The sequence below is a fragment of the Salmonella sp. SJTUF15581 genome, from assembly GCF_043356775.1.
Lineage (GTDB): Bacteria > Pseudomonadota > Gammaproteobacteria > Enterobacterales > Enterobacteriaceae > Salmonella > Salmonella enterica.
The window spans coordinates 344,756-365,911 of sequence record NZ_JBEUJY010000003.1 but is presented as its reverse complement, the minus strand read 5'-3'; the positions used below and the strand labels follow the sequence as shown (position 1 = coordinate 365,911).

Genomic DNA, 21,156 nt, shown 5'->3' with positions numbered 1-21,156 from the left:
TATTATTCAACACTTCAAATTAGCGAAAACGGTTTGTCAATAAGTGCGATAAGTTGTATGAGAAAATATACTTATACTCAGGATATGAATTATAAAAATAAGAGCCAATTCGCTCTATAGTAAATCCATTATTCCATGGAAGTATATTTTAAAGGTATTGTATTAGATGGTTTTGGTATTGCCAGAGGATTGTAAGCCATACTATTTATGGTGTGGTCAACTCTGGTGATGAGCCTCATTTTTTGCTGTCTCAACGAGTGAAGATAAATCTTCAGAAAAAAGGCTGTTATGAACTTGTAGCGCTACATATTCAGCAAGATCGTTTAAACATAGCAGGTCATGAGAGGAATTTTCTTCCAGCATATTTATTAATATCTCATTCTTAAACAAACATGAATAAACTAGTTGAGTAACTGAACTTTGTGTATGATTGGGCTCAAATATTGCATTCGTTAAGTTAGTATTCTCAATAACCTTTGCGGCTATTTTATTTTTGATAGCGTCGTCAATAGGTGGTACACCTGCCTGGGCGATGCCCAGATTAATCCTGGAGGAGATAGCGGCTTTTCTTTCCTGTTCCTTCCAGTCACATAAATTACCCTTTTCTGCCATGGCGATAAGCGTCTCTTCTATATTTTTTAGGTCAACGGGAAATGTTATACCGCCGGATAGCGAGAGTAGTAACCGTTCAGGGAACAAGCAACATAGCGGTTCACAAACATAAGTGCTAGCTTTTATATTAATATCAGAATATCTTTTCAGGTGGGCAGACTGAGTATCAACACAGAGAACTGTTCTATTCATTATCTCATAATAGTAGTGATCCTGACGTATCATAATGCATAACGGAATATCTTCGCCATCTTTAATACAGAGATTTGTATATTGACACTCAGCATCTTTATAGTGCTGAAAATGGAAATTTCCTCTGCATGACGGCGATGATAATTCATATAACGCACAAAATAAATCAAATAAACGTTGCGCGTCAGGCGGAGAGGCAACATCACATAATTCCTTTATATATTGATCGGCAGCAGATCTTCTCGTGCTACAGAAAAAATCTTTAATCTTTTCCCATAGTAACGTAAAGAAGGAGCGTTGAGAGATGGCACTTTGAGAAAACATCTCACTTTTTAAAAACCCTCTCCCGATAGTAATTGGCATAATGTAGACCACAAGTGATTATATGAGACTTCATTACTGGAATAGGTGGTATTCGAAATATTATACCATGTTGCCCATCGATTTGCTTATCAGTGAAATACCTGATTTTTGCTTTGTCCTGAACCGTCAACATTATTGTTAATATCGACCCGTAGCTTTAGTCATGCCCACGTCTCCTGGCCATGAAATATGTCAGGTAAAACGAATGAAAGTAAAATGGTTTTCTTAATTCTCACATCATCACGTACCATGAGTAATGATTAATTACGCGCTATATTATTTTTAGAGAAAGTAAATAGTTGCTCAACCGTGTAGAAATTGTCTTATAAGAAGTTAAACTAAAAGTATTATTAGGCTAACAACAATGAGATATTTAGCGGCAGGGCAGAAGGCCAATACTGATAGTGCTTATGATATAAATGCCTTACTCTTTAGTTTTTGTCTTAATTATATTTGTTGTAACGATTAGCTGACGGCTTTATTTCCTGTTGGGCGATAAAATTATAAAAACCTGCGAGGAGGCTCAAAATGAAGAAATCAGATGGTGAAATTCACGAAAAGACAGCATCCTGGGGCATTTTGCAGTCAGAATGGCTAAGGAAATGTGGACGGCTATTATTGCTTTTACTTTACCGCTTCGTTATCGGATGGGCTTTTTTTCAGTTACTCGCCATGATTGTGGCAGGGATATTTTTGTTAGGTGTCTTATTATTTCATCCCATAATATTTGTACAGACTATCGTAATCACTGAGAAATTAAATCATGCTTCGCTTGATTTATGGCATATCCTTAAGTTATGCCTGTGGCATTACGGTATCATCGCAGGGTTTATTTTTATGGCGGAGTGTACGTTAAGTAAAAGTATACGGCAGGTTCAGCGCTTGTCCAAAAAGTTTGGGGCACAGGATTTTTCTTCACGCCCGTGATCCGCCGCTGCAACCTGCGTTCTTACTGAATAATGACTATGGCCAGCAGACCGAATTATCTCGGTTCGAAGGAGGACTATATGTTTGAACAACTGCGGTGAATCGTAATTTCAGATGCATTATCGCCGACAATTGACGCGTTCCTCACTAATTGCCTTCCTGACTATATAGTGGTCTTATCTTTGACAAAACAATGTTATTTAGTTATGGAAGGCGACAACAACTGTACTACTGATTATCAAATAACCTTTCTGGTCAGGTAGACTCGCCTTTGTGAAAACACATCGTTATCTGTGTTCCTGGGACTCACTCCCTTGCCGCCTTTAAGCAACTCGAATTATTTTGGGTATAGAACAGGCGGCGTAATGGTCATATAAGCAAAATATAACCTCTCCGTTTGTGATAAGGCACAGATTACAGGGGGAATGATGTTTATTTTAACCATCTGTTTAAGCGCTGTCCGCTAATCTTTACCTGCTCAAATACATAATCACCCCTGTGACTCTCGCGAGGTGTAACATATGGTAAAATGCGTATCTTCTTTCCTCCTGTTCAGCCTGTTGTCCGTTCAGGCAATGTCAGCTGAAAACCATATTGATCTCCACCAGCCAAAAGACTTTGTCGATATTACTACGGTCGCCCCCGACGTACAGGTAGACATGCGATACTTCACTTCCCATAACTTTATTGGTCGCCCCATTAAAGGCTATAACGCGCCTGTTTGCCTGTTAACACGACCAGCCGCGAACGCACTAAAGCAGGTCGCCGATCGTTTACGCCCCTTCGGACTTACCTTAAAAATATATGATTGCTACCGTCCGCAAAGCGCAGTGAATGACTTTATCGCGTGGGCCAAAGATCCTTCTCAAAACCAAATGAAAAACGAATTTTATCCGCTGGTAGAGAAAAAGCGTCTGTTTGAGGAAGGTTATCTTGCCGCCAGATCCGGCCACAGTCGGGGAAGTACGCTTGATCTAACGATTGTTCCACTTGACAGTAAAATACCAATATACGATCCCGGACGACCACTGGTGAATTGTACTGCGTCCGCGGCGCAACGCTCGCCAGATAATAGTCTGGATTTTGGTACCGGCTTTGACTGTTTTAGTCCGTTATCCCATCCCGATAATGCCATGCTTACCGCTCAGCAACGCGCGAATAGGTTGTTATTACAAACATTGATGCGTGATGCGGGCTTTACGCCACTGGATACTGAATGGTGGCACTTCTCTCTTACTCATGAACCATACCCGAACACCTGGTTTGACTTTCCCGTTAAGCAGAGACCCTGAAACGGCGTTTTGTTGCGAAATCTAATCATTACGCCTGTTGGAAAGCACCATAACAGTTAGCAAATCATTGTTAATTTTAACAACTGATATACACTGCGGTTGCCACCTGCAAGCAGCGCTCAATGAGAACGAATAATGAAAAAATATCAACGTCTGGCGGAGCAAATTAGAGAACAAATCGCCTCTGGCGTTTGGCAACCCGGCGATCGATTACCCTCGCTGAGGGAGCAGGTCGCCAGTAGCGGCATGAGTTTTATGACTGTCGGTCATGCGTACCAGTTGCTGGAAAGTCAGGGACGGATTATCGCCCGTCCGCAATCCGGTTATTATGTCGCGCCGCATCCGGTTTGTCGGTCAGTCGCGACGGCAGCGCACGTTATTCGGGATGAAGCCGTAGATATCAATACCTATATTTTTGAGATGCTGCAGGCCAGCCGTGATACCTCAGTGGTGCCTTTTGCTTCAGCGTTTCCCGATCCGCGTCTGTTTCCCTTGCCGCAATTGAACCGCTCTCTGGCGCAGGTCAGTAAAACCGCGACGGCAATGAGCGTCATCGAAAACTTGCCGCCAGGTAATGCAGAATTGCGCTATGCGATAGCACGCCGTTACGCGCAGCAGGGGATTACCGTTTCTCCTGACGAGATTGTCATTACCGCCGGCGCGCTGGAAGCGTTGAATCTTAGTTTACAGGCAGTGACGGCGCCGGGAGACTGGGTGGTGGTGGAGAACCCCTGTTTCTACGGTGCGCTACAGGCCCTGGAGCGATTGCGCCTGAAAGCGTTGTCGATACCCACCGATGTTAAAGAAGGTATCGATCTTATGGCGCTGGAACAGGCGTTACAGGAATATCCGGTGAAAGCGTGCTGGTTAATGACCAACAGCCAGAATCCGCTAGGATTCACGCTGAGTGCTGAGAAAAAAGCGCGGCTGGTCGCGTTACTCACGCACCATAACGTGACGCTAATTGAAGACGATGTTTATAGCGAACTCTACTTTGGCCGCGAGAAACCTCTGCCCGCCAAAGCATGGGATCGCGACGATACCGTGTTGCATTGTTCATCTTTTTCCAAATGTCTGGTTCCCGGTTTTCGCATTGGCTGGGTTGCGGGAGGAAGCCATGCCAGACAAATTCAGCGTTTGCAGTTAATGAGCACATTATCCACCAGTTCCCCCATGCAATTGGCGTTAGTGGATTATCTCTCGACACGTCGATATGACGCGCATCTGCGTCGATTGCGAAGGCAGCTTGCCGAACGTAAACAGCAAGCCTGGCAAACCCTTTTGCGCCATCTCCCGGCGGAAGTAAAAATTCACCATAACGATAGCGGTTATTTTCTTTGGCTGGAGCTACCTGAGCAGCTTGATGCCGGTGAACTTAGCGCCAAAGCGCTTGAACACCTTATCAGTATCGCGCCGGGGAAAATGTTTTCAACGTCCGGCGCCTGGACGCGTTTCTTTCGTTTTAACACCGCATGGCATTGGGGAGAACGGGAAGAACAGGCCGTAAAACAGCTTGGCAGCCTGATTCGCGAGATGCTGAGCGCTAAAAGCCTTGTGTGAGGTGGAATGCGTGTCAGCTCACAACCTGACTAAATTTCCCGAGTGTGCCGGGTGAGCATCTGGCGCGCCGTCTATTTTTAGGAAAGCGGCGGCCCGTTCGCCGGAAATCGATTAATGACGATATGGGAAAATGCTATGCAATATCAATTACTGATTAATGGCGTGCTGGTGGACGGCGAGGGAGAAAGGCAGTCTGTTTATAACCCGGCGACAGGCGAGGTCATACTTGAGATTGCGGAAGCGTCGCCCGCGCAGGTTGACGCCGCAGTGCTGGCCGCCGATAGCGCGTTTGCCGAATGGGGGCAGACCACACCCAAAGCACGGGCGGAATGTCTGTTAAAACTGGCGGACAGCATCGAGCAAAACGCCCTTGAGTTCGCCCGGCTTGAATCGCAAAACTGCGGTAAGCCTTTGCACTGCGTAATTAATGATGAAATTCCGGCAATCGTGGATGTCTTTCGCTTTTTTGCCGGCGCGGCCCGTTGTTTGAGTGGGCTGGCGGCGGGCGAATATCTGGAAGGACATACGTCGATGATCCGCCGGGATCCGATTGGCGTGGTTGCCTCTATCGCGCCGTGGAATTATCCGCTCATGATGGCGGCCTGGAAGCTGGCGCCAGCGCTGGCGGCAGGTAACTGCGTGGTGATTAAGCCTTCTGAAATCACGCCGCTGACGGCGCTTAAACTTGCCGCGCTGGCGAAGGATATCTTTCCGCCGGGGGTGCTCAATGTCCTGTTCGGACGAGGGCAGACTGTTGGCGATGTATTGACCGGTCATGAAAAAGTACGCATGGTCTCTTTAACCGGTTCTATCGCGACCGGGGAGCATATTCTGCGCCATACTGCGCCAGCGATAAAACGTACGCATATGGAACTCGGTGGTAAAGCCCCGGTAATTGTTTTTGATGACGCCGATCTGGATGCGGTGGCGCAGGGCGTCCGGACTTTCGGTTTCTATAATGCCGGACAGGATTGTACTGCGGCGTGCCGTATATATGCGCAGCGCGGTATCTATGATGCGCTGGTCGAAAAGCTAGGGAACGCGGTGAGCAGCCTGAAAATGGGCGCGCCGGAGGATGAGTCGACAGAGCTGGGGCCATTAAGTTCGCTGGCGCATCTGAAGCGCGTCACAGCGGCAGTAGAGGAGGCGAAGGCCCTCAGCCATATCCGTGTGATTACTGGCGGAAGTCAAACGGAAGGTAAAGGTTACTATTTCGCTCCGACGTTGCTGGCAGACGCAAAACAGGAAGATGCCATCGTGCAACGCGAAGTCTTCGGCCCGGTGGTCAGTATAACCGTCTTTGATGATGAAGATCAGGTTCTGAGGTGGGCCAACGATTCTCGCTATGGTCTGGCATCCTCCGTCTGGACTCAGGGCGTTGGGCGGGCGCACCGGCTTAGCGCCAGATTGCAGTATGGCTGTACCTGGATTAATACCCATTTCATGTTGGTTAGCGAGATGCCGCATGGAGGGCAAAAACAATCGGGATACGGCAAAGATATGTCATTGTATGGTCTGGAAGACTACACCCTTGTCCGCCATATCATGGTTAAGCATTAAGGATCATTTACTGTTCAGAAAAATCGTGAAAAAATAGGCGGGTGTCGGCGGAGAGGGGGACCTCCCCGCCAACATGCGCAGCAAGTACTCAAAGGTTGAACACCTCAAGCAAACCAGCCGAATCTCAACGAGATCAGACCCAAAAGTCCTGCAGCAGCAAAGACATTAATCAGCACGACGGTTTTACTGGAAACATTCATTTTCGCCACCTTTCATCATAACCCCTATGGGTATAGTACGGGTTGGCGAGATCCGCAATAATACGTAAACAGGATATTCTGTGAGCGGAGCCGTGCATTGAGAACGTTTTGCTGTCAAGGCTGATAAACCTTGATGTGTGTCAAATAAAAAGAGCATATTGCGCGCGTTTTTTCCTCTGGTTGGCGCGGATGCCTGATATGACCCTCTTTCAAAAGATATTAATTTTTTACGCCGTCATGGCGGTGATATCATCCCTGATCACCTGGTTTTTGACTCATGACAAAAAACGAATTCGTTTCCTGAGCGCCTTTTTGGTTGGCGCGACATGGCCGATAAGTTTCCCCGTCGCATTGCTGTTTTCGCTTTTCTGACCTCAAGCCCGATACAGGTTACCGGGCATGGTTTTTCCGCCAGGTCAGGCTATCAGGGCAATTAATTGCGCTCTGTCTACGTCGGTAACGTCCTGCGGATGCCGATATCCTGCGTTCTCATTGGCCAGGGTATACAGCGCAACAAGCCAGTCATAGACATAGCGGCTGGCGGCGTGAACGGGCTGTTCGTCAAGCTTTGTTAGACGCAACATTGTCGAACGCGGCGTTGCGGCGAAAATGGCTGCGCCTTTCTGAACGCGGCTGGCCGGGCGTTGGGCCTCCTCGATATTGGCGTAGCCGAGCCAGGCGATGAAGTTACCAATGATGGCATGAAGCTGCGCGCCGCTAACCTCCTCGCGTTGCATGGTTTTCTGTAACTGCTGAGGTAAACCGAGGCGATAGCTGGCGGTAATTAAAATCTCCGCCACGGCGTTGAGCATCTGCGGTTCCAGTCCCAGACGCTGCGCATTATCCCGGCAGTGGGCCCACTGGCGCAGATGATTGATCCACATTTTGTGCGCCTGATAGCCTGTTTCGTGACCTTCTGACGCTGAAGCGCGCGTTGGTTCGTCGGCAAAGAGATCGATCGCGTCATTAAATAAACCGCTGACCTGTTCTTCTCGCGACTGTCGGGTGCGCAGCAACGCTTCGAAGTTCTGTACCGGCGGTAACAGCCCGGCCAGCAGGTCTCCATGTCTGGCGGCCTGGGCCTGAAGACGCCGGATCACGGTTTCAACCGGTAGCCGCGCGTCATCAAACATCGGTAACAGATCGCGCACGCGGCCTCGCAGTTGTGCGCGTAACGCCTGTAAGCGCGCCTGTCGCTGTGGTGCCGATGTCGCCTGCGATAACCACTCCACCAAACGCTGCATACTGTGTTTATCCAGCGCCTGCAACGTTCCCCAATGCACGCCAGGTTTACCCATCAACTGCTGGACGGCTTCATCCAGATTTTGCTGGGTGGCAAAACGGGCATCCTGTGGAGTAATAGCCCAGACGACGCCGGGTAACGCTGATTCATGCTGCGGCTGCGTGGCGTTAACCCACTCCAGTAAGTGACGGGCGGCGGCGGATGTTTGCGAGCGAGATGCCAGAGCATTGCAAATCACCAGAACATCGGGCTGTACCTGCTGACGGTAATGGGCCAGCATCCAGCCTAATTTCGCCCGCCATAACGGATGAGGATGACTGTCTGGCGCGACCGGAATATCCAGTAAATCAACGTTATCCAGTACGCTGTTTTCAACGGTTAGCACCAGTTCGCGGGTAAGCAGCGCCAGAGAATCAAGCGAAAGGCTGACCGCATTGAGCAGTCGGCCTTCCTTAACCGGATGCACCACCACATCGCTTTGCGTATCGCTGGCGGTTAGCGCCATTTGCGTCAGGAAGTTTTCCGCCGGTAAGCCAAAATGATCGACCAGCAGGCTGAGCGGCGCCGCCAGTTCCCCGGCATGGCCGGTTTGTTGCAACATATGCGCCAGCGCCAGCCATTGCTGGGTGATCTCTGGTTGCTCTCCCCACAGTAATGCCCAGGCGTGCGCCCGTGTCGTGAGATCCAGCGCAGGCAAGAGCGAGGCAAAGTGTTGCCATGTCGCATCATCAATATGTTGTCTGGCGGACGGCAGGCAAGAGCGCCAGAAACTCGCGATGGTCGCTACCTCTTCAGCGGTAACGCCGGGGACGGGCTGCGGTTGGCGAAGCGATTGCCATTTCTCCAGGCGTGATGTGATAATGGATTTTTCGACCTGGCGACAAACGGGGGACGAGCTGGTCCAGGCAATAAAGATCTGCACCAGTTCAGCTTCACTGATCAAGCGCAGGCGCAACGGCCAGCCGCTCTCGTTTGAAAAAATGTCGCGCGTAAAGCGAATAGCCATATTCGCTGGCGCATGACCCGGATTGATGTGGCTGAAATAATCATAGTCACGGTCCGGCGTGATAATTTCCAGCTTGCCATTCTCGTTACCGCATAGCGTCGTTAGCAGATGCGCTTTTGCGGATTGCGCATACCCGTACAGACCGACGCAGCCATGTGATGCGCAGGCGGCGTTGAGCGCTGACTCATCCGCCGCGGCAAGCGTAAGTTGCGCCAGCAGAGCGTCGGCTTCGTCATCCAGTCGCGTTGCGTAACGGCGCGTGTTGTTAACCCACTCGATAACAGCCTGGGTGGCGTTTAACGGTTTTGTCATTTCAGGTATACACTCCCGCTATCTATCCAGTAGTGGCTGCCGCTGTGGCGACGGTCAGCCAGCGTATTCAATTTTAATGTCAGCGCATCGGCGGCGACCGGCGTCCCGTCCTGGAGCCAGGCATCACTTAATATGAACGATTCCGGGGCGCTATCTTTACTACTGCCGCGTAATTTCAGTCGCACATTCAGTACGCCGTCGCCAGCGATGGTTTTGGCCAGTTCGGCGGAGTTAATGCTCAGGCAATAGAGTGGGGTTGCCGGCCAGCGACTGTTCGCCAGTTGACGAAAGCCCAACGTTACGTTGCCGCGTAGCGGAAAATGCAGGCGAGCGTCCAGCGTTGCGCCGGGTTTATCCAAATCGATCTCGTGATACCAGATATTTTCATCGCGAAGCGTATTAACGGTATTATCCAGTACGCCGAGATAACGCACAGTCGAATACGCGCCGATATCAGCCGCTTTAAAATTGAAACGCGGCAGACGTAAGTCCAGCGCCAGGCTGCATAACATCGCGCCTACCGCTGCAGTGGATTTTGGATTGCCGATACGCCCTTGCTGACTGAAGGGATACCATTCATGTACCTGATACTTATCCATCCACACAATGCGATTAACCGGCACCGGTTGTAAGTGCCGGATGAGCGCCTGTACGCCGGGTAAACAGGTCGGTCTCCCCGTCACCAGCAAGATATCGCAGTGATAGTGGGATATCGCTTCGCAGACCGCATGAAGCGGCGTTGTCAGCGTAAACTGGCCGGCCAGCAGAGCCTCCTGAAGCTGGCTAAACTGGATTTGCAACGGCACATTGAATATATCAAATGTCGGCGAACCAGACGGTAAGGCATGATCGATCGCCTGCTGGATATAGTTCATCACGTTGCTCGTTGGGCGGCGGATCAGCAGATCGCCAAATGTTGCATGTAAACCAGCAAACGGATCGTTAATGTCGCTTTGCTCCCAGGCGGAAAGTACCGCATGGCCCAGCGGCATAAATAATTGCAGCGCCGTTTGCTGGCGCAAAATGGCCTGAGTATCAATTCGTCCCGAATCGCCAAATAAGGTCGCCAGCAGGGCGGCGGCATCCGTAACGCCTGCCCGTTGCAACGCCGTTTGCAGGGAAGGGAGTACGCAACGCTGAATGATATCCAATAGCAGATCGTCCCCGGCGACTTTAAAACCTTCGCGAAACAGGAGGTGAGGCGTAATTTTTACATTGGCCCCCACGCCGTCATCTAACTGATAGTGAACGATCGCCATATCCGTCGTGCCGCCGCCGATATCAATCGATGCCACGCGCAACGCGCGTCCGGGGACGACGCCGGGTTCAGGCTGGCGATCCGGTCTGGCGAGTGCATTAAAAAAGGATTCGGTACGCCCGGCGTAATGCGAAATGGCTTCGTTATAAAGCCATACCAGTTGGCCGCAACTTGCTTCGTCCCATTCCATCTGTATTTCTGGTACCGGCACCACGCTTTTTTCACGCTGCTTAGGCGTGGTGAAATCCTCATCCTGCGGATGCCAGCCCATGGCTTTCCAGACCAGCGCCAGCGCTTCAAACATTCGCTGGCGGAAAATTTCTCGCTCCTGTTTCGGCATGGCGGAAGGCAGCGTTAAAATCAGGGTGCGTAGCTGGCGCGGCGAGGCGGGAAAGCCGAGCCGCAGCCGGGTGGCGACGCTGTTAATTTGCCCCAGCGCCTGAGCCAGAATTTCGCACAACATATGCGTCATCAAGGTGCTACGACTGTATTGCGGCGAAAAAACCGGTAGCCTTTCTTCATGCGGCAGGCGGAATAACGGCTGTCCGTCGTCGTTCATCAGATTCATCAGCGGAAACGCGGTGGCAAGCGGTTCGCGCTGCGTTTTACCGTGGATCTGGCTAAAGCGCCAGTCCTGCAAGGCGGGGGTTTCATCCCACAGGTAGCGGCGCGGGCTGGAGATGCCGCTGCTGCCTTCGGTGCCCACACGCTGCATAGCAAGGGCGCGAGCCTCGTCGCCCACACGCACAATGGAAGGCCAGACAAAGGCGTCGTCTCGTCCGCTTTCGACAGAAAAGTGTTGCTTGCCAAAGCGCGCTTCCGAGAATTCTACCCGGCTGGTAAATAAAGGATCGTTCAGATACTGCGGCTCGCTTAAAGAACGCACCTGAAGCTCTGCCGTCTGGCGTAACCCGTCATTCGCATCGCCATGATCCTCGATCAATACGCCGCAGGTATGCGTATTGCCGACATCCAGAATCAGATCGACCGGGATTGCGGGCGTGCTTAACGTATGTGTCACAAACTTTACTTCCGGCACCGTAAGCTGTTCGCCTAACAGCGTCAGTAAATTCAACCAGTGCGCCTGATACTCAAAGCTACGCAGCGCTTGTTGTATGGCCTGTTCCGGACGGTTTTCCACCTGTGAGGCATACTGAAGAAACGACTCGCGCAGCCAGCCGTCAATCCATGTCTGGTCAAGAAAATCAGCAACTTCTTCATCGCGCCAGGCGAGCGCAAAACGTGTGCCATTGAGCAGATCGTTTTCGCAAGGCGCCAACGCCGCAGGCATATTTTTGGCCAGTTGACTGTCGAAGGCGAGGGTGATGCGGTGTGTGTTTCCGGCGCTATCTGGCTCGCTGAGTTTACGTACCTGAATGCGCGCCCAGTTATCCGGCCCGTCAATAAAGGTACGCGGCGGATTAAAACGCAGGAACGGCAGGGGGAGCCAGATTCCGTCGAGTACATCCAGAGAATAGTGCAGCGTCTGAGTGCTTTCCGGTTTCACGACTTCGGGTTGGCCGCCAGCACGTCCAGGCAACGTGTAGCGCCCGCTGGTCAGATCAAAATCGAGGCGCAGTAGCGGGCCGTTTGCCGTTTTGCGCACAAAACGTCCGTAGCGGGCCGACTCTTGCGGCGTTAAGCCAAAGTCAAGAAACTGGACGCCGCTGTTTGCAATGAGCGTGACGCTCTGTTTGTAATCACACAGATTGACCAACATAAAATCAGGCACCTATCTTTTTAAACGTCAACGGAATTGCCGCGTGGGCGCCATAACGGGCGGTACAGGTTGCGACGTCATTGACGCCTGCTTTACAGGTAATTTCCGGCATCGGATAACGTGAGCCGTCGGTGCAGCGCGCATTGCCGCGACTTTTAATCATCAGCTCGCCCGTTTGATGCAGACCAGAGAAAATTTCCGCCCGACAAACCACGTTATCGCCATGTACTACGCGCGCGATACCTTTGTTATTTTGGATCTGATAACGCAGAGAGGGCGGCTTGCCGGTAATCGGATCTTTGACATCCACGCTGACGCGCCAGCTACCGTTTAAAAAGCGCGTGGTTCCAAGCTTCATCTGCGTACTGTCCATCACCAGCGCGTCTTTGGGGATAGCGGCAATGATAACAGGCGCTTCCGGCAGCGGCGCCGCTTTGGGGGCGGGCGTCACCTCAGCGCGATGCAGCGGCAAATGCGCGGCGAGTTCAGGCAAGGGGGTAACGTCAGTTTTCGCGGTAGCGACAGGCGCGGCGCGAACAGGAGAGGCCCCGTCAACGGATGAAGATGGCCAGAAAAAAGGCGTGGCGACGGCGGCGATAACCACGGCAGCGACAGGTAAGCTCCACAGCGGTAGACGGCGAGCTCTTTTCGCCTCAGCAACCGGGATGGGTGTGGCCGGCTTCGGCTCGCTAACGATAACGGGCGGCGCAACAGGTTCCTCCGGCATTTTCGGCGGCTCAATGACAGACGTTAACAAAGGTTCATCCGCCTGACTAAACGCCGCCTCTACCAGCGGCTTTTCTTCGGGCTCCGGCTCGACCAGAGGGATGTCGGGGATTGCCTCGGTGACCCGCAGGCAGTCCAGCACATCATCGCGTGTATTTTCGTTGAGATTAACGAATCCCCAGAAGGTGATAACCGGTTTGCCGTTAACCAGGAAAACATGATTTTCGCCGGGAAATTGCGTCGCTTTCTCAAGTAGCGACCCAAATAGCTGAAGCGCTGTTTTACCGGATTGCAGACTTTTGCGACTGAGTGCAGCCGCGCTTTCAAAAGTGCTGGCTAAATAACGTAAAGCCCGAGAACGTGTCTCTTCGTCAGCCGCTTTCCACGCTATCGCCTGACCTTCAATCGGCGAATACCAGTCAACCCGATCGCCATTATCGTTAAGTTGCGGAATCGCCAGACAGTCAACCATCGCCTGCTGTTTACGCAGACGAAGCGTTTCGCGAATTTGCAATGCTGATTCAAATACGGCCTGACCGCCGCCGCCCACGGCCTGATAATCATCCAGATTGCCGCTGCGCAAGAGAGATTTTGCCACGTTGTTATCCCTTAGACTTCTTCACGCGTCTACTTTACGGGGTCTATACGCAAGCAAACGGCGGAAGAAAGGCAAAAAGGCGCGAATTCTCGGTCTATTAAGCCCCGTGTTTCCACTTGACGTAAGTTAAATCAGGAGGGCGACGGTGAATTACCGCATCGGGCGACAATAACGCGTATAATAGGCGAATCATGCTGTTACAGAATAAAGAGTAGGAGAGCTTATGTCGCACCTGGAGGAAGTGAGCGCCCGCGTGGATGCCGCCATCGCGGAGAGCGTAATTGCCCATATGAATGAATTGCTGATTGCCTTGAGCGATGATGCTGAATTACGTCGCGAAGATCGTTATGTACAGCAGCAGCGTTTACGCACGGCTATCGCGCATCACGGCAGGCAATATCAAGAAGATCGGGACGCGCGCCGCGAGCAGCTCACCAAAGGCGGCACGATACTGTAACCCATTAAAACTGGCGCTTCGCAATCAGCCATGCGCCAATGACCAGCAACAGCGCGCCAAACGCCGGCCCGACCATTGCGCGTAACGTGACGCCGTGGCTACGCGCAATATCCAGCGCCAGTCCGCCGATTAACTGGCTGGCGACCAGTACCGCGATAGTCGTCGCGGCGCCAACGTTCTGATACCCGCTAATGCTGGCAAATACAAAAAATGACCCCAGCAGACCGGGGATCAATGTCCACCAGCGCACGCTGGCGACCAGCTCGCCGAAACCCGCAGCGCCTTGCTTAAACCACAATATCGTCACAAATAAAACGATCCCTACCAGCGAGTTCAACAGCATAGCGATCAGAATCGTCGATGATGTCTGCGTAATACGCACCATAATACTGTTTTGTACCACCAGCCCGACGCCGGCGGCGATCAAAAAGATAAGCGTCAGCGACTGGTTCATCAGCAGGCGTCCGGCGCGGCGTGTTCATCAAGCTGGAGCTGCATAAACGTAAGATCTAACCAACGGCCAAATTTTACGCCGACCTGCGGCATTTGCGCGGTGACGGTAAATCCCAGCGAATGATGCAGGCGTATCGAGGCGGCATTCTGTGACTCAATGCCGGCTACCATCACATGCTTGCCGCAGCGTCGGGCTTCATCGATCAGTCTGCTGAGCAGTTTTCGCCCCAGTCCTTTCCCCTGGTGCGCCGGATGAACATAAACCGAGTGCTCGACGGTATAGCGAAAACCGTCGAAACTGCGCCAGTCGCCAAATGATGCATAGCCAGTCACCACGCCATTTTCTTCGCTTACCAGCACCGGATAGCCCAGTAATTGACGGGCCTCATACCAGGCAAGGCGATTATCCGTATCGACCGTCCGATCGTTCCAGATGGCCGCAGTATGTAATACCGCATGGTTATAGATTTCGGTAATCGCGGCGCAGTCTGCTTTATCGGCAAAGCGAATCGTCATAGGGAACCCCAGGGAATGTTTACGATAGTGTTAGAAATACTATTGAAGGCGGCATAAATCAACGAATTAGCGCAAGAATTCATATTTAGCGAGAGGGGAAAGAAAGTCGTTCATAAAAGCGCACAGCCTGATATCTGAGAGTGTTTAACTCCCTCAGATAGCGAATGTTCGACTATTATTGATGGATTATGCCAGGCATGAGGAGAATAGAATGAAGCAACAGACCAACCGAAATCGTCGTTGGGTTTTGGCCTCGCGTCCCCACGGCGCGCCGCAGATGGATAACTTCCGCCTCGAAGAAGATGACGTCGCGACGCCCGGTGAAGGGCAGGTGCTATTGCGTACCGTTTTTTTATCACTCGACCCTTATATGCGTGGCCGCATGAGCGATGAACCCTCTTATGCGCCGCCTGTTGAACCTGGCTGCGTTATGGTTGGCGGTACGGTCAGTCGCGTTGTCGCGTCAAACCATCCTGATTACCGACCAGACGAATGGGTATTGAGTTACAATGGTTGGCAGGATTATGACATTTCAGATGGCGAAGGGTTGGTAAAGCTGGGTGATAATCCGCAACATCCTTCCTGGTCGTTGGGGATTTTAGGAATGCCGGGGTTTACCGCCTATATGGGGTTACTGGATATCGGCCAGCCGAAAGAGGGCGAAACGCTGGTTGTCGCCGCCGCCACTGGCCCCGTAGGCGCAACGGTTGGACAAATTGGCAAGCTGAAGGGCTGCCGGGTCGTGGGTATTGCCGGCGGCGCGGAAAAATGCCGTCATGCGACAGACGTTTTGGGATTTGATCTGTGCCTTGATCATCACGCTGATAATTTCCCACAACAGCTTGCACAGGCCTGCCCGCAGGGTATCGATATCTATTATGAGAATGTCGGCGGTAAAGTCTTTGACGCCGTCTTACCGCTACTGAATACGTCGGCGCGAATTCCGCTCTGCGGTCTGGTCAGCGGCTACAATGCGACAGCGTTGCCGGACGGTCCAGACAGACTGCCTCTACTGATGGCGACATTACTTAAAAAGCGTATTCGCCTGCAAGGTTTTATCATCAACCAGGACTATGGTCACCGGATACATGAGTTTCAGCAAGAAATGGGGCGTTGGATCAAAGAAGGGAAAATACATTACCGGGAGCAGATTACTGATGGGCTGGAAAATGCGCCAGAAGCGTTTATGGGGCTGCTGGCGGGGAAGAACTTTGGCAAAGTCGTGATACGTTTAGCGGACGATGCGTAAAGAAAAAATGGCGGCATTATGTCGCCATAAAAATGTGCAAATTTTAAAATTGCGGCTTTACTTATATTCATCATTCAGATCGCGGTGGGGCAGCTTATCTCCCTCAGCGGCCTGAACCGGTCAAAAATCTCGATACATGAAGGAATGACGGAGATAAAACGGTTGCCATAAAGAAACCTGTATTGTTGTAAAAGATGAGAATATCACGCAAGTAAATTATCACTTTTATTTATTTGGCCGTTCAGGCCTGGATTATCTTTTTTACAATTAAGTTCCGAAACTTCTTCGGGACTCGATTGCGATGTTGTTCTGCCAAGAGGTGAAGGAAGGAAAATGCCGGGTACGGAAAAAACACAACATATAAGCCTGACCACACAGGTTGAAAATCGGTTAAAGCATCAATTGTCTATTGGCGCATTAAAACCAGGCGCAAGGCTTATCACTAAAAATATCGCTCAAGAGTTAGGCGTCAGTATTACGCCGGTGCGTGAGGCCCTGTTAAGGCTGGTCTCTTCCAGTGCTTTGGCGGTGGCGCCAGCACAGGCGTTTATGGTGCCGGAGATCTCGCTGGAAAGTTTGCTGGAAATTAATACGATTCGTACTGCCCTGGAGGAGATGGCGGTGGTCGCCGCTGCGGGTAAGATTACCCCGGATCGCGAGCAGACGCTGAATGCGCTATTAGATGAATTTCAACAGGCGCTGGAAAGTGGCGTTATGGAGAAAATTCTTTTGGCCAACCGCGCTTTCCGCTTTGAGATCTACCACTACGCGGATATGCCAACGCTGTATGCCATGATCGAGCAATTATGGGTACGCCTGGGGCCAAGCCTGCATTTTTTATATGATAATTTTAAACTTGATGATTATCAAAACGGCGTTAATCTGTACAGAAAATTGCTTAATGCGTTAGTGACTGGTGATAAAGAAGCTAGTCGCCACTGCTTACAGAACGTTTTGCAACAAAACGTAGCGACGATTAAAAATCAGTACTTCATGTAACCTTCATGCAACTATGACTTATCAATAGCGGGGATTCCCCGCTATTGCCGGATATTTGCCGGATATTTATTCAAATTGCCATGCCAGATTAATCCCCACGCCATAGTTACGCCCTGGCGCTGGCTCATAATATCGGCCATTAGATTCATTAACGATCACCGAACCGATATATTCTTTATCAAATAGATTATCTACCCGCCCAAAAATATCGACGGTAAGCTGACTGTAATTAAATTTATACCCTGTATTTAGTCCAACAACGGTATACGAAGGCGCTTTGGCGGTATTTTCATCATTGGCCATGATATCGCCCATATACCGAACGTCTGTTCCGGCGTACCACCCCTCATCCGGGATAAAACCTAATGAGGCGAATCCCATATTACGGGCGATGCCGGGCATCCGGTTTCCATCACAGTTTTGCCCCTGACAAACGTTACTGCGATAGGTCGCATCCAGCCAGGTCCACGATGCTTTCACCCGCCAGTCGCCGGCGAAGCGCTGGTCCAACGCGAGCTCTGCGCCCTGGCGGCGCGTTTTGCCCGCGTTTTTGTAGGTAGTGCGTCCTCCCATACTGCTGGCGACGACAATTTCATCATCGGTATCGGTTTGAAATAACGCGGCGGTCAACAAGCCATTGCCAATCCGCGTTTTACTGCCGACTTCCACCGTATCATTGGTCGACGGTTTGAGGTCAAAGTTGAACCCGCTTTGGCCGTCAGCGCGATAAGAAAGCTCATTGATAGTGGGAGTTTCAAATCCGCGACCGGCAGCAAGATAGAGATTCCAGGCGTCAGTTAACGCATATTTTAGCGATCCGGCGGGTAGCCAGTGGTGATAGCTGGCGTCGCCGCTATCATCGCCATTGCCGGGCGCGATATAGCGATCGTTAGAATCGAACCACACGGAACTGTAGCGCACGCCAGCATCCAGCGAGAGTTTTTGCGTAAGCTGCCACTGGGTTTGCAGATAAGGATCGACATTCCACATCAGGTTACGCTCATCCCGGCGTAAATCGCCTTTATGCCCAAACTCAGGGGTGCCGTTGTTGAGGCGGAAGTTATTGTAACCCTTGCGGTTTTCGCTCATGTTTTCATAATTTAATCCGCCAGTGAAGGTGACCGGCACACCTAATTCTCCCCGGTGAGTCCAGCGGGAATCAATGCCCTGATAGTGGCGTTGCAGTGTAATTACGCCGCCAGCCTGGGCTGGTTTTAGCTGTGCCACCAGGGGAATAGACTGGTATTGCGTGGTTTCCCGCTCTCCGGCGTAGGCCATCACGCTGATATCATCCTGCGCGCTGAGCTGACGTTCATAACGCAATCCTGCCTGAGTTTGTTTGATGGTTTTACGCGTATTGTACTGTTCAGCGCGGGGCGCCTGTTGCGGATCGGCTTTCCATTCAGATTCGGTAAGTCCGCCGGGATCGTCCGCCTTAATGTCCACACTATTAAAAATCAGCGAGAGTTTACTGACATCGTCAAGGCGCACGCCCAGTTTGGCATTAGCCAGATTTTTTCGCGCGCCGCTGTGATCGCGGTAGCCGTGGGTGGTGAAACGGGTAGTCGATACCGTGTAATCCACGTCGCCTGGCTGTGTGCCGTCACCCATCGCGCCCGTGGCTTTTAGCCCATAGCGCCAGCTTCCATAACTGCCGTAGTAGCTGCTGGCCTCAAGGGTGGGCGGCTGTCTCCCGGTTTCGGTGGTGACATTTATCACGCCGCCGGAAGCATTGCCGTATAGCGCTGAGAAGGGGCCGCGTAACACTTCAACGTCTTGTATGCTGTTAATATCAATATTCGAAATCTGGCCTTGTCCATCCGGCATGGTGGCGGGAATGCCATCAACATACAGACGAATGCCGCGCACGCCAAAGGCGGAACGCGAGCCAAATCCACGGATAGAGATTTGCAGATCCTGCGCGTAGTTCTGCCGGTTCTGCACCTGCAATCCCGGGACGCTGGTTAAAGACTCAGATAAATTGACGCGTGGCGTCGCCAGACGCATGTCTTCTCCCTCAATGACGCTAACGGCGGCAGGTGTATCCAGTTCGGATACGGTTTGCGGCGTTGCGGTGACTATCATGGTTTGTTCATTGGGCGCGCTGGCGGCCTGAAGGACCGGGGAGAAGGTCAGAGGCAATAAGAGGGCGGGATAAAGTCGCTGTCTAACGGAAATAATTTTCATGAAAATGCCGGATAAATGTAAGCGTATCAACGGAAAACGTGACATTAAGGGTAGTCAATATGTAAAGTTTTGAAATTTTAATCGCACATTAAGTTAAGAAAATGTGCGGTATTTAAGAGCCATGACATTCGCAGGCGAGGAAAAGCTCCACTTTCTGATAAATAATGATTATTATTCTCAACTTATAATAAGTGCGGAACGAAGATCCCGCGCAGCGAAGTAGTGTGAAGCAGCTATACACGTTTTTATCAAAGGGAGTCGTCATGCACTTACGTCATCTTTTTTCGCCGCGCCTGCGTGGTTCTTTATTGTTAGGTTCGCTCCTCGTCGCATCCTCATTTAGCACGCTGGCGGCGGAAGACATGCTGCGTAAAGCGGTAGGCAAAGGCGCTTATGAGATGGCCTGGAGTCAGCAAGAAAACGCGCTCTGGCTGGCTACATCGCAAAGCCGTAAACTGGATAAAGGCGGCGTAGTTTATCGTCTCGACCCGGTGACGCTGGAAATCACGCAAGCGATTCATAACGATCTCAAGCCGTTCGGCGCCACCATCAATGCCGCGACCCAAACGCTGTGGTTTGGCAATACCATTAACAGCGCTGTTACCGCAATTGATGCCAAAACGGGTGATGTAAAAGGTCGTCTGGTACTTGATGAGCGCAAACGTACTGAAGAGGTTCGTCCGTTACAGCCCCGTGAGCTGGTTGCCGATTCGGCGACCAACACGATCTACATTAGCGGTGTTGGTAAAGAGAGTGCTATTTGGGTAGTGGATGGCGAAACCATCAAACTGAAAACGACGATCGAAAATACCGGCAAAATGAGTACGGGTCTGGCGCTCGACAGTAAAGCGCAACGCCTGTACACCACCAATGCGGATGGTGAATTTATCACCATCGATACCGCCAGCAATAAAATTCTCAGTCGTAAGAAGTTGCTGGATGACGGTAAAGAACACTTCTTTATTAACCTGAGTCTCGATACCGCAGGTCATCGCGCGTTTATCACCGACTCGAAGGCGACTGAAGTCCTGGTTGTCGATACCCGTAATGGCAATATTCTTGCCAAAATCGCGGCGCCTGCCTCTTTGGCCGTCCTGTATAATCCGACACGTAACGAGGCTTACGTGACGCATCGTCAGGCAGGGCAGGTCAGCGTGATCGATGCGAAGACCTATAACGTTGTTAAAACGTTCGATACGCCGACGTACCCGAATAGCCTGGCGCTATCGGCAGATGGTAAAACGCTCTACGTCAGCGTGAAGCAGAAATCGACACGTGAACAGGAAGCGACGCAGCCGGATGATGTTATTCGCATTGCTCTGTAAATAGGGTATGGAGGGGGAAACCCCTCCAGTCATCTCTTTAAACGCACCGATACGCCTCGTTACACCCCGCCGATAGCCTGATGATTCTGTGAGAATTACACTGCCTTTTTGCTGTAGTTAACTCATTATATTCACGAGGAAAATATGAAAAAGTTATTTATATGCTCAGGTTTGGGCATGATGTTTTTTATGCTTGCGGGTTGCACAACCAACTATGTGATGACGACGAAGAATGGGCAAACGATCGTAACTCAGGGTAAGCCACAGTTAGATAAAGAGACGGGGATGACCAGTTATACCGATCAGGAAGGCAACCAGCGGGAAATTAACAGCAATGATGTGGCGCAGTTGATTAAGGCTGACTAAGCATTGGGCGCGATGCGGTGTTGGCGGCAACGCGC

At 51.1% G+C, this 21,156-nt stretch carries 18 protein-coding genes and 1 pseudogene; 11 read left to right on the top strand and 8 right to left on the bottom strand.

Annotated features, from left to right (window positions below):
* Positions 1 to 216: 216 nt before the first annotated feature.
* Complete coding sequence (gene sifB, locus ABVN36_RS08635) at positions 217 to 1,167, bottom strand: SPI-2 type III secretion system effector SifB (protein WP_023137918.1); 951 nt, start codon at positions 1,165 to 1,167, stop codon at positions 217 to 219.
* Between the two features lie 528 nt (positions 1,168 to 1,695).
* On the opposite strand from sifB, the gene ABVN36_RS08630 reads away from it, so the two are divergent.
* From ABVN36_RS08630 to patD, 5 genes and pseudogenes are all read left to right on the top strand, one after another.
* Positions 1,696 to 2,094: a hypothetical protein gene (locus ABVN36_RS08630; protein ID WP_023137919.1), complete on the top strand. Its 399-nt coding sequence runs from the start codon at positions 1,696 to 1,698 to the stop codon at positions 2,092 to 2,094.
* 32 nt (positions 2,095 to 2,126) lie between these two features.
* A pseudogene (locus ABVN36_RS08625) lies at positions 2,127 to 2,357 on the top strand (hypothetical protein).
* A 258-nt stretch (positions 2,358 to 2,615) separates the two neighbouring features.
* On the top strand, positions 2,616 to 3,386 hold the full coding sequence (locus ABVN36_RS08620; RefSeq protein ID WP_023137920.1) for a M15 family metallopeptidase: 771 nt from the start codon (positions 2,616 to 2,618) through the stop codon (positions 3,384 to 3,386).
* A gap of 135 nt (positions 3,387 to 3,521) precedes the next feature.
* On the top strand, positions 3,522 to 4,946 hold the full coding sequence (gene ycdR / locus ABVN36_RS08615) for a GntR family transcriptional regulator YdcR (protein ID WP_000760692.1): 1,425 nt from the start codon (positions 3,522 to 3,524) through the stop codon (positions 4,944 to 4,946).
* 114 nt (positions 4,947 to 5,060) lie between these two features.
* The gene (gene patD, locus ABVN36_RS08610; RefSeq protein WP_023137921.1) at positions 5,061 to 6,506 is read left to right on the top strand and encodes an aminobutyraldehyde dehydrogenase; all 1,446 of its coding nucleotides are present in this window, start codon (positions 5,061 to 5,063) and stop codon (positions 6,504 to 6,506) included.
* A gap of 104 nt (positions 6,507 to 6,610) precedes the next feature.
* Here the strand turns inward: patD and yncL are convergent, their stop codons facing one another.
* Positions 6,611 to 6,706 (bottom strand): stress response membrane protein YncL, encoded by a 96-nt coding sequence (gene yncL, locus ABVN36_RS08605; protein ID WP_001103198.1) that lies wholly within the window; start codon positions 6,704 to 6,706, stop codon positions 6,611 to 6,613.
* A 198-nt stretch (positions 6,707 to 6,904) separates the two neighbouring features.
* Between yncL and ABVN36_RS08600 the strand changes: the two genes are divergently transcribed.
* Positions 6,905 to 7,078, top strand: a complete 174-nt coding sequence (locus tag ABVN36_RS08600) for a GhoT/OrtT family toxin (RefSeq protein WP_000171943.1) — start codon at positions 6,905 to 6,907, stop codon at positions 7,076 to 7,078.
* Positions 7,079 to 7,122: 44 nt separating this feature from the next.
* Here the strand turns inward: ABVN36_RS08600 and srfC are convergent, their stop codons facing one another.
* From srfC to srfA, 3 genes are read right to left on the bottom strand one after another with little or no spacing between them, the layout of a single operon-like run.
* Positions 7,123 to 9,267 (bottom strand): virulence-associated effector SrfC, encoded by a 2,145-nt coding sequence (gene srfC, locus ABVN36_RS08595; RefSeq protein WP_023137922.1) that lies wholly within the window; start codon positions 9,265 to 9,267, stop codon positions 7,123 to 7,125.
* A complete protein-coding gene (locus ABVN36_RS08590) occupies positions 9,264 to 12,245 on the bottom strand; it encodes a virulence factor SrfB (RefSeq protein WP_050901188.1) in 2,982 nt (993 codons plus the stop codon). The genes srfC and ABVN36_RS08590 overlap by 4 nt, the downstream gene beginning before the upstream one ends.
* Positions 12,246 to 12,249: 4 nt before the next feature.
* Positions 12,250 to 13,569 (bottom strand): virulence-associated effector SrfA, encoded by a 1,320-nt coding sequence (gene srfA, locus ABVN36_RS08585; protein WP_023138165.1) that lies wholly within the window; start codon positions 13,567 to 13,569, stop codon positions 12,250 to 12,252.
* Between the two features lie 223 nt (positions 13,570 to 13,792).
* Here srfA and ABVN36_RS08580 point away from each other — a divergent pair, with 223 nt between their 5' ends.
* On the top strand, positions 13,793 to 14,026 hold the full coding sequence (locus ABVN36_RS08580; protein WP_000018720.1) for a YdcY family protein: 234 nt from the start codon (positions 13,793 to 13,795) through the stop codon (positions 14,024 to 14,026).
* A 4-nt stretch (positions 14,027 to 14,030) separates the two neighbouring features.
* Here the strand turns inward: ABVN36_RS08580 and ABVN36_RS08575 are convergent, their stop codons facing one another.
* Entirely contained in the window at positions 14,031 to 14,480 is a 450-nt protein-coding gene (locus tag ABVN36_RS08575; protein WP_001076565.1) for a DMT family transporter, read from the bottom strand.
* The gene (gene mddA / locus ABVN36_RS08570; protein WP_000155373.1) at positions 14,480 to 14,995 is read right to left on the bottom strand and encodes an L-methionine sulfoximine/L-methionine sulfone acetyltransferase; all 516 of its coding nucleotides are present in this window, start codon (positions 14,993 to 14,995) and stop codon (positions 14,480 to 14,482) included. The genes ABVN36_RS08575 and mddA overlap by 1 nt, the downstream gene beginning before the upstream one ends.
* Positions 14,996 to 15,206: 211 nt before the next feature.
* On the opposite strand from mddA, the gene ABVN36_RS08565 reads away from it, so the two are divergent.
* A complete protein-coding gene (locus ABVN36_RS08565; protein WP_001517827.1) occupies positions 15,207 to 16,244 on the top strand; it encodes an NADP-dependent oxidoreductase in 1,038 nt (345 codons plus the stop codon).
* A gap of 333 nt (positions 16,245 to 16,577) precedes the next feature.
* Positions 16,578 to 17,243, top strand: coding sequence for a colanic acid/biofilm transcriptional regulator McbR (gene mcbR, locus ABVN36_RS08560; protein WP_001119592.1), 666 nt, complete (start codon positions 16,578 to 16,580; stop codon positions 17,241 to 17,243).
* Positions 17,244 to 17,309: 66 nt separating this feature from the next.
* Here the strand turns inward: mcbR and pqqU are convergent, their stop codons facing one another.
* Positions 17,310 to 19,430, bottom strand: a complete 2,121-nt coding sequence (gene pqqU, locus ABVN36_RS08555) for a TonB-dependent receptor PqqU (RefSeq protein WP_023138164.1) — start codon at positions 19,428 to 19,430, stop codon at positions 17,310 to 17,312.
* Between the two features lie 263 nt (positions 19,431 to 19,693).
* On the opposite strand from pqqU, the gene ABVN36_RS08550 reads away from it, so the two are divergent.
* On the top strand, positions 19,694 to 20,755 hold the full coding sequence (locus ABVN36_RS08550; RefSeq protein ID WP_020898775.1) for a YncE family protein: 1,062 nt from the start codon (positions 19,694 to 19,696) through the stop codon (positions 20,753 to 20,755).
* A 144-nt stretch (positions 20,756 to 20,899) separates the two neighbouring features.
* A complete protein-coding gene (locus ABVN36_RS08545) occupies positions 20,900 to 21,121 on the top strand; it encodes a YgdI/YgdR family lipoprotein (RefSeq protein ID WP_000732362.1) in 222 nt (73 codons plus the stop codon).
* Positions 21,122 to 21,156 lie beyond the last annotated feature (35 nt).